Source organism: gamma proteobacterium symbiont of Axiagastus rosmarus (assembly GCF_059730925.1).
In genome coordinates this window covers 2,584,150-2,596,924 of the sequence record NZ_AP035925.1, presented here as the reverse complement: position 1 = coordinate 2,596,924, position 12,775 = coordinate 2,584,150, and the positions used below count along the sequence as shown (strand labels likewise).

The window sequence follows — 12,775 nt, the reverse complement described above, 5'->3', positions numbered from 1 at the left end:
CGATAACTTAAGCCTGAGGCTGAGTTACAACGTCTTTGATACCTTTCACGTCGATTTCAACGCGACGGTCTGGCGCCAGGCAGTCGATCAGGGCATTGCGGCCTTTCACGCTGTCACAGGTGTTGCCAGTAACTGGGTTAGATTCACCCATGCCACGTGCAGAGATCTTGTTAGCCGGGATACCTTTAGATACCAGGTAGTCGACAACAGACTGAGCACGTTTCTCAGACAGCTTCTGGTTGTACTGGTCTGAACCGATGCGGTCGGTGAAGCCCAGAACCACAACAGAACCGTCTTTCGGATCCATTGAGCTCAGCTGGCTGTACAGCTGATCCAGAGCCTGCTGGCCTTCTGGCTTCAGGGTAGATTTGTTGAAGGTGAACAGCACGTCAGACTTCAGAGTGAAACGCTTGGTTTCAACAACCGGAGCCGGAGCTGGCGCTGGAGCAACAACTGGTGCAGCAGCTTCGTCCTGACCGAAACGGTAAGAAACGCCGACGCTCAGCATGCTGTTGTCTGGACGCGCACCAACGGTACCTGCGTCACCGATGTTGTTAACCCACTGGTAGTCCAGGCGAGTCGCCCAGTTTTTGGTCAGTGCGTATTCAACACCAACAGCAGCCAGCGGAGAAACGCCGGTGTCGTGGTTGCTGATGCGAGTGCCGTCAGCTACGTTAGCCTGAGTTGAGTCTGCACGCCAAACCATGCCACCCAGACGGGTGTACACGTCCAGATCGTCAGCAATTGGGTAGCTCAGTTTAGCTGCCAGCTGTACGCCCTGTGCTTTGAATGCGCCGTTAACTTGGTTGCCTTTGTTCGGCATACGGCCCAGCCAGTCGTAGCCCAGCTCGAAGCCCAGGTATGGGTTAGCCTGGTAGCCCAGGAAAGCACCTGCGCCCAGCTGAGATTCGTGGGTTGGACCGTCGTTATTTACGTAACCGTTACCGTAGTAACCAGTATCGTGATACTGAGACCAGCCCAGTTTAGCACCGGTGTACCAGGTGTCATCTTTAGGAGCGGCCTGCGCTACGGTAGCGAAGCCAGCCAGTGCCACTGCAATTGCGATAGCTGTCTTTTTCATTTTGCGCCTCGTTATCATCCAAATAGGCAATGAGCAAAAAGGTTGCTCTTGGTTGTAATCCTTCGCCGGGTCTAAACGCTCGCTTATGACTCTACCGAAAAAACGGAGGTTATTGAGCACCCTGGCGAGGTAAAGTCTACAACGAGATTGGAAACTTACAAGTATGATGTGACGTCAGCGGATAAAAAAACAGGGATTTATACACACATTTTAACAAATGACATGGCAAAATTTTCGCTACCAGAAAAGAAAAATGCGGCTAAGCCATTGTCATAGCTGGCGGGAAAAGAATCAGTGGCTTAGCCGCAACTTTGTGAAAAAATAGCGTGAGAAAAATCTTAGTTTTACTTAATGAAACAAATCAGAGGGAATTTTTGCGCTGTTTGGCTGTCTGGACAGAGCAAGATCCCGCCCCTGAGGACGCATAATCAATCCCAGCGCTTCGCCTTCGGCGGCTGCCTGCTCAAGTTCCAGGCGCTCTTCATTGCTCAATTCATAAGGAATCCAGGCGAGTACCACGCTGTAGTTGCCGGTGCGCAACGCTTTCACCATGCTCTCAACCGTGCTTAAACGCTCGGATTCCGTAATATGCATACTCTTTTCCAGCGGTAATCCTGACTGCTGCATCCAGCTGCGGTTCAGTTTGTGCGCTGGCGTCAGCCACAGCTGCCAGCGTGACTGGGTGCTCAGCTGCTTGAGGACCGGCAGTAACAGCAGCGGCATGATGCCGGGCTGCTCGCTATAACGCAGTTCAGTAATACCACCCAGAGAAGGTTGCGTTAAGCCCGTCGCAGCGAAACGGTGAGCACGATCAGCAGGGCCAGAGTATTGAGTACGCATATTTTAATCACTCAGTAATGAACTGTATGAATATACAGTAATGAGTTCCTGGATAAAGATCAACCTCAATTTCTGAAAATGCCTCGCAAATTCCGCACAAGATCCGCGCGTTGCCGCTTTTATTCATTGAACAGCTAAATCGTTTTTTCTATCTTCTAACCAGATGAATCTCTGAGCTTTTTATAGGAAATTTCCCGCGCAAGGAATGAGGAAAAGGGGACGTTATGAAGAAAAATAATCCGGTGGTTGAGCAGTCCAAAGCCCAGTTAGCGGCATTGGGAAAAATTGAATCGCGCACCCAGTTTGGTGGTTACGCGCTGGCGGTCGAAAAGGTGGTGTTTGCTTACATCAATGAGGATGCGCTCTATCTGCGCGCCAGTGAGGCGCTACAGCACTATGCCGCACAGCGCCCGCTGGAACCGTTGATATACCGCAAGCGCGGCATGCCGGTGACGCTCAGCTACTACAAAGTGGATAAACAGCTCTGGCAGGACGCCGATCAGCTGCTGCGCTTATCGGCCAGTTCGCTGTCTGCGGCGCGCGCCGAGGCGGCGAACAGACTTGTCTTGCTCAGGCTGAAAGATCTGCCCAATCTCAGCCTGCGCATGGAGCTGATGCTGCACAAAGTCGGGATCAATTCTGTTCGCTTACTGTATGAAATGGGCTCGCGTCAGAGCTGGCTGAAGTTGCGGGCGGTGAATAAAGACATCGGCCTGAAAACGCTGCTGGCGCTGGAAGGGGCCATTTCCGGCCATCACCAGGCCGCTTTGCCGGCGGCGGTACGTGAAGAGTTGAGCGCCTGGTATCAGGAAACGCTCCGCCAGCACGCCGCGGCGGAGCGCCTGTTGCCTTAAGCGGCGGCGAGGGTACGGCGCAGGCGGGCAATTTCCGGCAGCAGCGCAACCAGCAGCCCCAGCTGCTGCAACACCAGCGGTGCCTGCGCCTCCTCACTGGTTTTCAGCGCGCTCAGGCGCTGCATCAGTGTCTGCTGCATCGTTTCCGCCTGCGCTTCGCTGACGCGATCGATCTGCAGCACATCCTCGACGAAGCATACCGCGTCATCTAAAAGCGTCAGCAGTTCGCCCTGCGTCAGCCGCTCCCGGTGCGCGCCCAGCGCCGAGATGTAGCTGAGAAACGAGTGATTGAGGCACATCAGACGGAACGCATTCTCGCGCAGCGGCGGCTGTTGCTTCAGTTCGCCGCTGATATTGGACACCACGGACGCCAGTTCCGCATCGGCGTTGTGCGCGTCACGGCGCGCCACACGGTAGGCGAGACGGTTATCTTTACCCTGATGATACTGTTCCAGGATGGCATCAAGATAACGACAGTTGGCATTCAGCGTGCGATCGGCAACCGTCGTCAGCTGACGGAAACGCCAGTCAGGCCAGACAAACGCTACCGCCAGCCAGGCCAGGCCACAGCCGAGCAAGGTATCCACCACGCGCGGCAGGGCGACATCAAAGCCTTCACCCAGCAGATTGAAGCACAGCAGCACCAGCAGGGTGATGAACAGCGTCGCCTGCGCGTACTGAATCTGGCGGAAGGCAAAAAACAGCACGCCGCTCAGCACAATCAAAACCAACTGGCCCTCGATAGAGGGCACCAGCCACAGCACCGGCAGGCCAATCGCAATACCGGCCAGGGTTCCGCCAATACGCAGCGCCAGCCGCCGCCGTGTGGCGTTATAGTTGGGCTGGCAGACAAACAGGCTGGTCAGCAGGATCCAGTAGCCGCGATGCAGGCCGGTAAGCTGAATGAAGGCGTACCCCACGCACAGCACCAGCGACATGCGCACCGCGTGGCGGAACAACGCCGAGGTCGGACTCAGATGGCGACTGAGGCGCAGGCGGATATCCGCCCAGCCACTCAAGCCTTCGCGCGACAGATGGTGATCGCTCTGCGTCAGCGGTTCTGCCAGCCGCTGCTCTGATTCGATCGACGCCAGCTGCGCATCAATGGCGCGTAAGTTGCGCAGCAACCAGAACAGCGGACGAATGTGCGTCGCCTGCGGATCGTTATGTTGCAGGCGCTGCAGGGCGGTCTCCAGCCGTTCAAAGCTGCGCGCAAAATGGCTATCGTGGTGCCACGGCTGGCGCAGCACGATATTCTCTGCCAGCTGGCGACAGGCCTGCGCCTGCATGTTCAGCAGTCGCTGAAAGCGAAACAGCACCTCGTTGTAGCGCCAGTCATCGCGCAACAGGTGATATTGCAGATGCGACGAGCTGGCGCGCTCGTGAATATCCTGCGCCACAAAATAGTAATGCAGGCTGCGCCGCGTGCTGCGCGAGCCGCGGTCGCCGCGTAAACGGCTCTGAATGGTGGTTTTCGTCAGGTTGAGCTGCGCCACCAGCTGGCTATTGACCATCGCGGTGGCGATCAGCGCCGCGTCATCCTGCTCACCGCCGTCGGGATCAAACAGGTTGGCCTTGGCTTCCAGATAGCGCGCCAGCTGGGAAAAGCTGGCGGCCAGCTGCTCCTGCACCGGGCGCACCGGAAACATCAGGTGGCCGATAAAGGTCAGCAGGTTGTACCACAGCGCGCCAATCAGCAGCAGCGCCGGCTGCATCCACCACTGCGGAAACAGGCCAATGCCCAGCATGGTGTACACCGCGATCAGCAGGGCACCAAACGCAATGGTGGCGTAGCGCTGCCCCAGCGCGCCCAGCAGAATAAATCCCCAGCTGGAGAGCGCCAGACCGATAGCAAACAGCCACGGATGCGGAAACAGCAGCTCAACTGAAACCGAGGCAATGCAGAAGCACACCAGCGTGATGAGCAGGTTGCGCACGCGGCCGGTCCAGCGATCGTCAAGATCGGCCAGCGCCGCCGCCACGACACCGAGCGTCAGTGGAATGGTCCACTCAATCTGCTGCAGCCACCAGGGAACGGCGGCACAGCCGGCCAGCGCGAAGAAGATGCGCAGCAGGTAGCGCAGGCTGCTGTTGAACAGATAACGGCGCCAGCCGGGTAGAGCGTCAGGCATCATCTTCAGCCTCAGTAGCGGCGCCGCGCGTTGGCTTCACGCGCCGCCTGCGCTTCTTCCACTGACACCACGCGACGACCTACCGGCCACAGCGCGATAGCGGCGATTTTGAAGTGGGCAATGCCGGTCGGAATACCGATGATGCTCAGACACTGCAGGATGCCGGTCGAGATGTGCATCAGGCACAGCCACCAGCCAAAGAAAATCAGCCAGAACAGGTTGAGGAAGGTACCACCGGCGTTCAGCACGTGGCTTTTGCTCTCCGGGCGCAGCACGTCAACGTGAACCGCTTCGTTGCCAAACGGCAGCAGGGACAGTTTGGTGATCTCCCAGCAGGAGCGGGTCAGCGGCAGGGTAAAGATCAGCACGATGCTGATCAGCGTGGCCAGCAGCCAGCCGAAGGTGGTGATAAAGCCGCCAAGAACAAAATTCAGAATATTAAGCACGGTACGCATAACGCGATTTTCCTTTTGCAATCCGCAATATGTGTCGCCCAGTTTAGCGTGTTTTAAGGCTGGAGCGCTAAGGGTCTGACAGGTAAACTGCGCGATAATTGAATTCCACATGACGGTGCGGAGATGGAACTAAAAGCAACATCCATGGGCAAACGGCTGGCACAGCATCCCTTTAACCGGGTGCGATTGCTGGCTGCCGGTGTGGAAGTCAGCGGCGATCGTCACGAATACCTGATCCCGTTCAATCAGCTGATCGGTATCACCTGCAAACGCGGCCTGGTGTGGGGCGAGCTGGAGTTCTTATTACCGGAAGAGAAAGTGGTGCGGTTGCACGGCACCGAGTGGCAGGAAACCCAGCGTTTTTATCATTACCTGCAGCAGGCGTGGCAGCAGTGGAGCCTCGAAATGAGCGAAATCAGCGCGCAGGTGCTGAGCGCGCTGCAGCAGGAGATCGTCGCGTTTACCGGCCAGGATCGCTGGCTGAAGCGCAGCGAACTGGCCGCGGTGAAAGAGACCATCACGCGCCAGTTTTCCGCCTTACCGCTGCCGCTGGCAAGGCTGGAGGAGTTTGATAACTGCCGCACGCTGTGGCGCTTTTGCCAGCAGTGGCTCGAGCACGGCGAGAGCGCGATTCGGCAGCGCAACCGTGAATGGAGCGCGCGGGTGATCAGCGATAATCACGCCTTCTTCTCCACCGTCGAAACCACGCCGCTCAATCCATCGCAGTGTGAGGCGGTGGTCAACGGTGAAGACGCGCTGCTGGTGCTGGCTGGCGCGGGCAGCGGTAAAACCTCGGTGCTGGTGGCGCGCGCCGGCTGGCTGTTACAGCGCAAGCTGGCGCAGCCGGAGCAAATCCTGCTGCTGGCTTTTGGTCGCCAGGCGGCGGAAGAGATGAACGATCGGATCCAGACGCGGCTGGGTGAGAGCGCGATTCAGGCGCGTACGTTCCACGCGCTGGCGCTGCACATCATTCGTGAAGGCAGCAATAAGCAGCCGGTCATCAGCCGGCTGGAAAGTGACAGCAGCGCGCGACGTCAGTTGCTGATCGAAAACTGGCGTGAGCAGTGCAACAGCAAAAAGGCGCAGGCCAGCGGCTGGCGACAGTGGTTGCAGGAAGAGCTGGCGTGGGACGTGCCGGAAGGTCCGTTCTGGCAGGATGACAAACTGGCGCAGCGTCTTGCGGTGCGGCTGGAGCGCTGGCTCGGCCTGATGCGCATGCACGGCGGCGCGCAGGCGGCGATGATTGCCGATGTGCCGGAACCGCTGCGCGACAATTTCACGAAGCGCGTCAGGCTGATGGCACCGCTGCTCAAAGCATGGAAAAGCGCACTGAAAGCCGAGGGCGCGGTGGATTTCTCCGGGCTGATCCATCAGGCGATCGCTGTGCTGGAGAAGGGCCGCTTTATCAGCCCGTGGAAACACATTCTGGTGGATGAATTCCAGGATATTTCACCGCAGCGGGCGGCGCTGCTCAGCGCGCTGCGGCAGCAAAATAAGCGCACCAGTTTGTTTGCGGTCGGCGATGACTGGCAGGCGATCTATCGCTTTAGCGGCGCGGAGATGAGCCTGACCACCGCGTTTCATCACTATTTTGGCGAAGGCGACCGCTGCGTGCTGGATACCACCTACCGCTTCAACGATCGCATCGGTGACATTGCCAACCGCTTTGTGCAGCAGAATCCGCATCAGCTGCGCAAGCCGCTCAACAGCCTGAGCAAAGGGAACAAGAAATCCATTACGCTGCTGCCGCAGGAGCAACTGGAAGCGCTGCTCGACAAGCTGAGCGGTTACGCGAAGCCGGACGAGCGCGTGCTGCTGCTGGCGCGTTACCATCATCTGCGTCCGGCCATGCTGGATAAAGCCAAAACCCGCTGGCCGAAACTGCGTATCGACTTCATGACCATCCACGCCAGTAAAGGTCAGCAGGCGGATTTTGTCATCGTGCTGGGGCTGCACGAAGGGCGTGACGGTTTCCCGGCGCAGGCGCGCGAGTCGATCATGGAAGAGGGGTTGCTACCACAGCCGGAGGATTTTCCGCATGCCGAAGAGCGGCGTCTGGCCTACGTGGCCATCACGCGCGCGCGTCAGCAGGTGTGGCTGATGTTTGATAAAGAGCGGCCTTCCGTGTTTGTTGAACACCTGCGCGAACTGGGCGTTGCGCAGAGCCGGAAGGCCTGAGATATCAGGCTTTTAGGCGTTCCGTCAGGTAGCGCTGATAATCGGGGATCTGGATGGTCACTTCGCTGGCAAACATCGGCGAATGGATAATGAAATCCGCGGTGGCGCGGTTGGTCGCCACCGGGATATTCCATACGGTGGCGAGGCGCAGCAGCGCTTTGACGTCCGGATCGTGCGGTACTGCATTGAGCGGATCCCAGAAGAAGAACAGCACATCAATTTTACCTTCAGCAATCAGCGCGCCGACCTGCTGATCGCCGCCCATCGGCCCGCTGAGCATGGCATTCACATCCAGTCCGGTGTGACGATTGATCAGGTTGCCGGTGGTGCCGGTGGCATACAGCACGTGAGGTTGCAGCGCATTTTGATTGATTTTTACCCAGTCCAGCAGCGAGGCTTTGCAGTGGTCGTGGGCAACGAGGGCGATGTGTTTCTGAACTTTCAGGGTACGAACGGTCTGCTCCATGGGGCTTCCTGTTTCGGCGCGTGCAAACGTAGTGAAGGCACGAGTTTACCCCTGGCGTTCAGCTGCTATCAACTTGCGCGTAGGGTTTTCACCCAACTGATAAAACGCTGCCGCGTGGCGGCATCAACACGCTGCAGCCAGCGTTGCAGCGCGGGCAAATTACTGGCGTCCTGCCATACAATATCCAGACTGAGACTGGCGTCCGGTACGCTGGCCGCCTGCAGCGCAAAGCGCGGCACGCTGGCCGCCTGCGCCGTACGGTTGTAATTGATCATCGCCTGTTCAACATTGCCGCTGCTCTCACCCGGCAACCGATCGCGAATACTGGCTATTTCATTACCACGCTCATCAATCAGCTGAAAATTTAACGATTTATCAAACAGGCTGCGTTCGCGGCGGTTATTCAGCGCTGGCAGGCGAATCGCTACGGAATGGGCGTCGGCGGTGAAGGTGACGATCATTAGTTCTGAGCGGAAGTGGGTGGCATCGGCGCAGGGTTTATCCACGCGAAACAAAAACTGATGCTGACCGCGCTCCAGCTCAAGGCTGTCCGCGCCTTTCAGCAGCGAACCTGAGATTTTGCGCCCATCCAGCACCAGCAGGTCGATCTGCGGATCGAGCTTCAGGGTGATGGCATGGCAGGTTGCCGATACGAGCAACAACAGCAAACCCGTAACAGCCAGAGACAGCTTCATTTCAACTCCCGGAACAGGGAAAAAGGGCGATGTGTAGCAAATTATTACATTATGGCAGTTAATTTACATTTTAACATATTTATTCGTGTCGCCGCGCAAACTTTTCGTGCGCTGCGCTTGCACTTTAGCGCGCAATGGCATCTACACTCAGGCGAGTGAACAAGGAGAAAAACATGAACGATCAAACGATTCGCGATGTCCTGATGCAAACCCAACGCATCGCGCTGGTCGGTGCCAGCGATCGCACTGAGCGTGCCAGCTATGGCGTAATGAAATACCTGCTCGATCAGGGTTATGACGTGGTGCCGGTGAGCCCGAAGCTGGCGGGACAGCAGCTGCTGGGCCAGACCGTGTATGGCACGCTGGCGGAGATCCCGGGCAAGATCGACATGGTGGATGTGTTCCGCAATTCCGAAGCGGCATGGGGCGTGGCGCAGGAAGCGATTGCTATCGGAGCCAAAACCCTGTGGCTGCAGCTGGGCGTGATTAATGAGCAGGCGGCGGTGCTGGCGCGTGATGCCGGGCTGACGGTGGTGATGGATCGCTGCCCGAAGATAGAAATTCCGCGGCTGGGCGTGACGCGTTAAAGACAAACGGCGACGCGGCGTCGCCGTACCCTTAATGCCGCAGGCTGGGTGCCTGCAGCTGCTGGCGGATCGAGGCGGCCAGCTCATCCATGGATGGCTGTTCCGGATGTTCGAGCGAGGTTTCGCCGGCCAGCTGAATCTCAGCGATATAGGTATGCACCTGTTCGCCTTCCTCATCTTCCATCACCACGTGATACCAGGGGGCCGCACGCAGCGATTCCGTCGCGCCAACCTCATCCAGCTGCGGATCGTCCAGCGAATACTCCGGGTCGACATCCACAATCACGCCGAGCACCCCGGAGAGACGGTGCCGGACCTGCTGTCCAATTCCAAATTTACTGGCAATCATTGTGACCTCCCAAAACTTTGCCCTGCCACCGATATGGGGGCAGGGACAGCGTTTTCAAGTCACAGCACGCGACAGGCAAAGCCTTTCAGATAAAGCCCTTCAGGATAGCTGGCGATCACCGGATGGTCGGCTGCCTGACGGAACTGCTCTATAAATTGTACATCACGACCGGCATCAACAGCGGCATCGGAGATAATTTTCTGGAACAGCTCGGTGGCCATCAGCCCGGAACAGGAGAAAGTCAGCAGAATGCCGCCCGGATTCAGCAGCTGCATTGCCAGCATGTTGATGTCTTTATAGCCGCGGCAGGCGCCCATCAGCTGGTTTTTATTCTCAACGAATTTCGGCGGATCCATGACGATCATGTCGAACTTCTCGCCGCTGTCGCGGTAGCGACGCAGCAGTTTGAACACATCGTCACGCAGGAACTGCGCGCGTGAGACATCCAGCCCGTTAAGCGCCACGTTCTGTTTTGCTACGTCAAGGGCGTCCTGCGAGGTATCCACGCTGATCACTTCCCGGCAGCCGCCGAGCAGAGCAGAGACCGCAAAACCGCCGGTGTAGGAGAAGCAGTTAAGCACCCGGGCATTTTCTGCGTAACGACGGGTGGCAAAACGGCTGTCGCGCTGATCGAGGTAATAACCGGTCTTGTGACCGCCCTGAATATCCACCAGCAGCTGCATGCCATGCTCGGTTATCGGCAGCAGCGCAGGCGGCAGTTCACCGCTTACCGGACCCTGCGCCAGCTCCAGTCCCTCTTTCTTGCGCACTGCCACGTCAGAGCGGTCGTAGATGGCGCAGTCGGGATAGCACTGCTGCAGCGCCGAGACGAGAGCCGGACGCTGATACTCCGCCCCGGCCGACAGCAGTTGCAGCACCAGGAAGTTACCGAAGCGATCAATCGTGACGCCCGGCAGTCCATCGGACTCGCCGGCAATCAGGCGATAGCTGTCCAGCCCGTCGCGCTGTGCCAGCCAGTCGCGCCACTGCTGGGCTTTTTGTAGCGTGCGCACAAAGAAGGCGATGTCGATTGACTCATCCTGCTGCCAGCTCCAGACGCGCGCGCGAATTTGTGACTGAGGAGAGTAGGCGGCGCGGGCCAGCCATTTGCCGTTGCTGTCACAGATATCAATGGTTTCACCCGACTGGGCTTTACCTTCCATACGGGCAACGGCCCCGGAGAACACCCACGGATGGCGGCGGAGCAGGGATTTTTCACGTCCCTTAGCGAGAATCAATCGAACGGTCATGTTTGCTATGCTTACCTGAAAAAATGAGGCGCCATTTTCCGGTGGATGGCGGCAAAATGCAACGCACAAAGGGGAGATCACCATGGCGACGACAGGTTATAAAATCTGGGTTCACGGCAGGGTGCAGGGCGTGGGCTTCCGTTATTACACCCAGGCGCAGGCGAACGTGCTAGGCGTCACCGGCTATGCGCATAATCTGGCCGATGGCAGCGTGGAGGTACTGGCCGCAGGAGAGGCACAGCAGGTAGAGTCTCTGATTGCCTGGTTAAAGGCGGGCGGACCGCCCAGTGCCCGGGTCGATAAGGTGCTGGTGGAGCCGCATCAGCTGGCGGAGCGGCCGACGCGGTTTACTACCGGATGATCACAGACACTTCGCCGGTTTTGGCAGGCCAGCAATTTTTGTGGCCTGTTTGGCCGGACCTTCCGGGAACAGGCGAAACAGATAGCGGCTGTTGCCTTTCTCTTCGCCATATTTTTGCGCCATGGCTTTGACCAGCATGCGCACCGCCGGCGAGGTATTAAACTGCTGATAAAAATCACGCACAAAGTGCACCACTTCCCAGTGCGCTTCACTCATCTCAATCGCTTCCTGCTGGGCGATGGCCTGCGCCAGCGCTTCATTCCAGTCGGCGCTATTTTTCAGATAGCCTTCTGCGTCAGTGGCAATCTCTTTACCGGCAAAAATCACATTATTTCCTCATATCGTCAGCGCGCCCATTGTAAAGGCGGCGGCGGATAAAAAGCAAAAACCCCGCCGGAGCGGGGTTTAACGGTGCGTGCGTTACGTCTTAGTCGCGGTTGGCGAAGCCCAGCAGGCTCAGCAGGCTGACAAAGATGTTGTACAGCGAGACATACAGGCTGACGGTGGCGCGAATGTAGTTGGTTTCACCGCCCTGAATGATGTTGCTGGTTTCCCACAAAATGGCACCGGCAGAGAACAGAATAAACAGTGCGCTGATCGCCAGGTGCAGCGCAGGCAGCTGCAGGAAGATATTGGCAACCACGGCCACCAGCAGCACCACAAAGCCGGCCATCATCATGCCGCCAAGGAAAGACATGTCGCGACGCGTGGTCAGGACATAGGCGGAACAGCAGAAGAACACCAGCGCGGTGCCGCCCAGCGCCATGGCGATAACATCACCCATACCGGCGGTAAGGAACGAGCTGAGAATCGGACCGAGGCAGTAACCGAGGAAGCCAGTGAAGGCAAACGCGGCCAGAATACCCGCGGGGCTGTTCGCCAGGCGATAGGTCAGGAACATCAGCCCGTAAAAGCCCACCAGCATCAGAATCAGTCCCGGCGAGGGCAGGGCGTAAACGGTGCTGAGCGTGGCGGTGACGGCGGAAAACGCCAGCGTCAGGCCAAGTAAGAAATAAGTATTACGCAGCACTTTATGGGTGCTGAGTAGCGACTGCTGCTGTGATGAGCTAATTATTCTGTCCATCATGCGCTCCTGTTAGAGAGAGAACACCAAACATGGCCTGAGAATACGCAACGGTCAGAGGACAGAAAAGGCGTTTTACCCATCTTTACGCGATAAATTGCTGTTTCACTGAGCAGAATGACGATTAAGACGGCAAAAAAATCATTTTTGACTGTTTTTCAGGCGAACGAATCATCGGATGCTTTACATCGTTCGGGGGGATGTTTATAGTGCGCCTCATTGCGGAGGGGTGGCCGAGCGGCTTAAGGCAGCGGTCTTGAAAACCGCCGATGGGAAACCATCCGAGAGTTCGAATCTCTCCTCCTCCGCCACTTCACACTATCGCAGTGTGAGGTGACAAAATGATTTCAGGAGGGATGGCCGAGTGGCTTAAGGCAGCGGTCTTGAAAACCGCCGATGGGAAACCATCCCAGAGTTCGAATCTCTGTTCCTCCGCCATATAA

Annotated in this window: 14 protein-coding genes and 2 tRNA genes; 6 read left to right on the top strand and 10 right to left on the bottom strand. The window is 57.5% G+C overall.

Going from position 1 to position 12,775, the window contains the following annotated elements:
• Window positions 1–7: 7 nt before the first annotated feature.
• Window positions 8–1,081, bottom strand: a complete 1,074-nt coding sequence (gene ompA, locus AC6I8F_RS12255; RefSeq protein WP_136545689.1) for a porin OmpA — start codon at window positions 1,079–1,081, stop codon at window positions 8–10.
• Window positions 1,082–1,429: 348 nt separating this feature from the next.
• Window positions 1,430–1,921 carry an SOS-induced cell division inhibitor SulA gene (sulA, locus tag AC6I8F_RS12250; RefSeq protein ID WP_031279848.1) on the bottom strand — a complete coding sequence of 164 codons (492 nt, stop codon included), beginning with the start codon at window positions 1,919–1,921 and terminating at the stop codon, window positions 1,430–1,432.
• Window positions 1,922–2,145: 224 nt separating this feature from the next.
• Here sulA and AC6I8F_RS12245 point away from each other — a divergent pair, with 224 nt between their 5' ends.
• Window positions 2,146–2,775 carry a TfoX/Sxy family DNA transformation protein gene (locus tag AC6I8F_RS12245; RefSeq protein ID WP_058759726.1) on the top strand — a complete coding sequence of 210 codons (630 nt, stop codon included), beginning with the start codon at window positions 2,146–2,148 and terminating at the stop codon, window positions 2,773–2,775.
• Here AC6I8F_RS12245 and yccS read toward each other — a convergent pair.
• Both yccS and AC6I8F_RS12235 read right to left on the bottom strand, forming a co-directional pair.
• Window positions 2,772–4,910, bottom strand: coding sequence for a YccS family putative transporter (gene yccS, locus AC6I8F_RS12240; RefSeq protein ID WP_264239579.1), 2,139 nt, complete (start codon window positions 4,908–4,910; stop codon window positions 2,772–2,774). The two genes, AC6I8F_RS12245 and yccS, sit on opposite strands and share 4 nt — an antisense overlap.
• An 8-nt stretch (window positions 4,911–4,918) precedes the next feature.
• Window positions 4,919–5,362 (bottom strand): YccF domain-containing protein, encoded by a 444-nt coding sequence (locus tag AC6I8F_RS12235; RefSeq protein ID WP_104186958.1) that lies wholly within the window; start codon window positions 5,360–5,362, stop codon window positions 4,919–4,921.
• Between the two features lie 123 nt (window positions 5,363–5,485).
• Here AC6I8F_RS12235 and helD point away from each other — a divergent pair, with 123 nt between their 5' ends.
• Window positions 5,486–7,540 (top strand): DNA helicase IV, encoded by a 2,055-nt coding sequence (gene helD, locus AC6I8F_RS12230; RefSeq protein ID WP_498028067.1) that lies wholly within the window; start codon window positions 5,486–5,488, stop codon window positions 7,538–7,540.
• Between the two features lie 4 nt (window positions 7,541–7,544).
• Here the strand turns inward: helD and AC6I8F_RS12225 are convergent, their stop codons facing one another.
• The gene (locus AC6I8F_RS12225) at window positions 7,545–8,006 is read right to left on the bottom strand and encodes a methylglyoxal synthase (RefSeq protein ID WP_021508301.1); all 462 of its coding nucleotides are present in this window, start codon (window positions 8,004–8,006) and stop codon (window positions 7,545–7,547) included.
• 68 nt (window positions 8,007–8,074) lie between these two features.
• Window positions 8,075–8,701 carry a YccT family protein gene (locus AC6I8F_RS12220; RefSeq protein ID WP_058780793.1) on the bottom strand — a complete coding sequence of 209 codons (627 nt, stop codon included), beginning with the start codon at window positions 8,699–8,701 and terminating at the stop codon, window positions 8,075–8,077.
• 173 nt (window positions 8,702–8,874) lie between these two features.
• On the opposite strand from AC6I8F_RS12220, the gene AC6I8F_RS12215 reads away from it, so the two are divergent.
• A complete protein-coding gene (locus AC6I8F_RS12215; RefSeq protein ID WP_498028066.1) occupies window positions 8,875–9,288 on the top strand; it encodes a CoA-binding protein in 414 nt (137 codons plus the stop codon).
• Window positions 9,289–9,319: 31 nt separating this feature from the next.
• Here the strand turns inward: AC6I8F_RS12215 and hspQ are convergent, their stop codons facing one another.
• Window positions 9,320–9,637, bottom strand: a complete 318-nt coding sequence (hspQ, locus tag AC6I8F_RS12210; protein ID WP_058780792.1) for a heat shock protein HspQ — start codon at window positions 9,635–9,637, stop codon at window positions 9,320–9,322.
• Between the two features lie 59 nt (window positions 9,638–9,696).
• On the bottom strand, window positions 9,697–10,887 hold the full coding sequence (gene rlmI / locus AC6I8F_RS12205; protein ID WP_150360649.1) for a 23S rRNA (cytosine(1962)-C(5))-methyltransferase RlmI: 1,191 nt from the start codon (window positions 10,885–10,887) through the stop codon (window positions 9,697–9,699).
• 82 nt (window positions 10,888–10,969) lie between these two features.
• On the opposite strand from rlmI, the gene yccX reads away from it, so the two are divergent.
• Window positions 10,970–11,248 carry an acylphosphatase gene (yccX, locus tag AC6I8F_RS12200; RefSeq protein ID WP_150360650.1) on the top strand — a complete coding sequence of 93 codons (279 nt, stop codon included), beginning with the start codon at window positions 10,970–10,972 and terminating at the stop codon, window positions 11,246–11,248.
• On the opposite strand, the gene tusE is transcribed toward yccX, so the two are convergent.
• Both tusE and yccA read right to left on the bottom strand, forming a co-directional pair.
• Complete coding sequence (tusE, locus tag AC6I8F_RS12195) at window positions 11,249–11,575, bottom strand: sulfurtransferase TusE (protein WP_150360651.1); 327 nt, start codon at window positions 11,573–11,575, stop codon at window positions 11,249–11,251.
• A gap of 100 nt (window positions 11,576–11,675) precedes the next feature.
• The gene (gene yccA, locus AC6I8F_RS12190) at window positions 11,676–12,332 is read right to left on the bottom strand and encodes an FtsH protease modulator YccA (protein WP_021508295.1); all 657 of its coding nucleotides are present in this window, start codon (window positions 12,330–12,332) and stop codon (window positions 11,676–11,678) included.
• Window positions 12,333–12,555: 223 nt separating this feature from the next.
• Here yccA and AC6I8F_RS12185 point away from each other — a divergent pair.
• Together AC6I8F_RS12185 and AC6I8F_RS12180 are read left to right on the top strand one after the other, a co-directional pair.
• Window positions 12,556–12,643 (top strand) — tRNA-Ser (locus AC6I8F_RS12185).
• Window positions 12,644–12,682: 39 nt separating this feature from the next.
• Window positions 12,683–12,770: transfer RNA gene (locus tag AC6I8F_RS12180), tRNA-Ser, on the top strand.
• The last annotated feature ends 5 nt before the right edge of the window (window positions 12,771–12,775 follow it).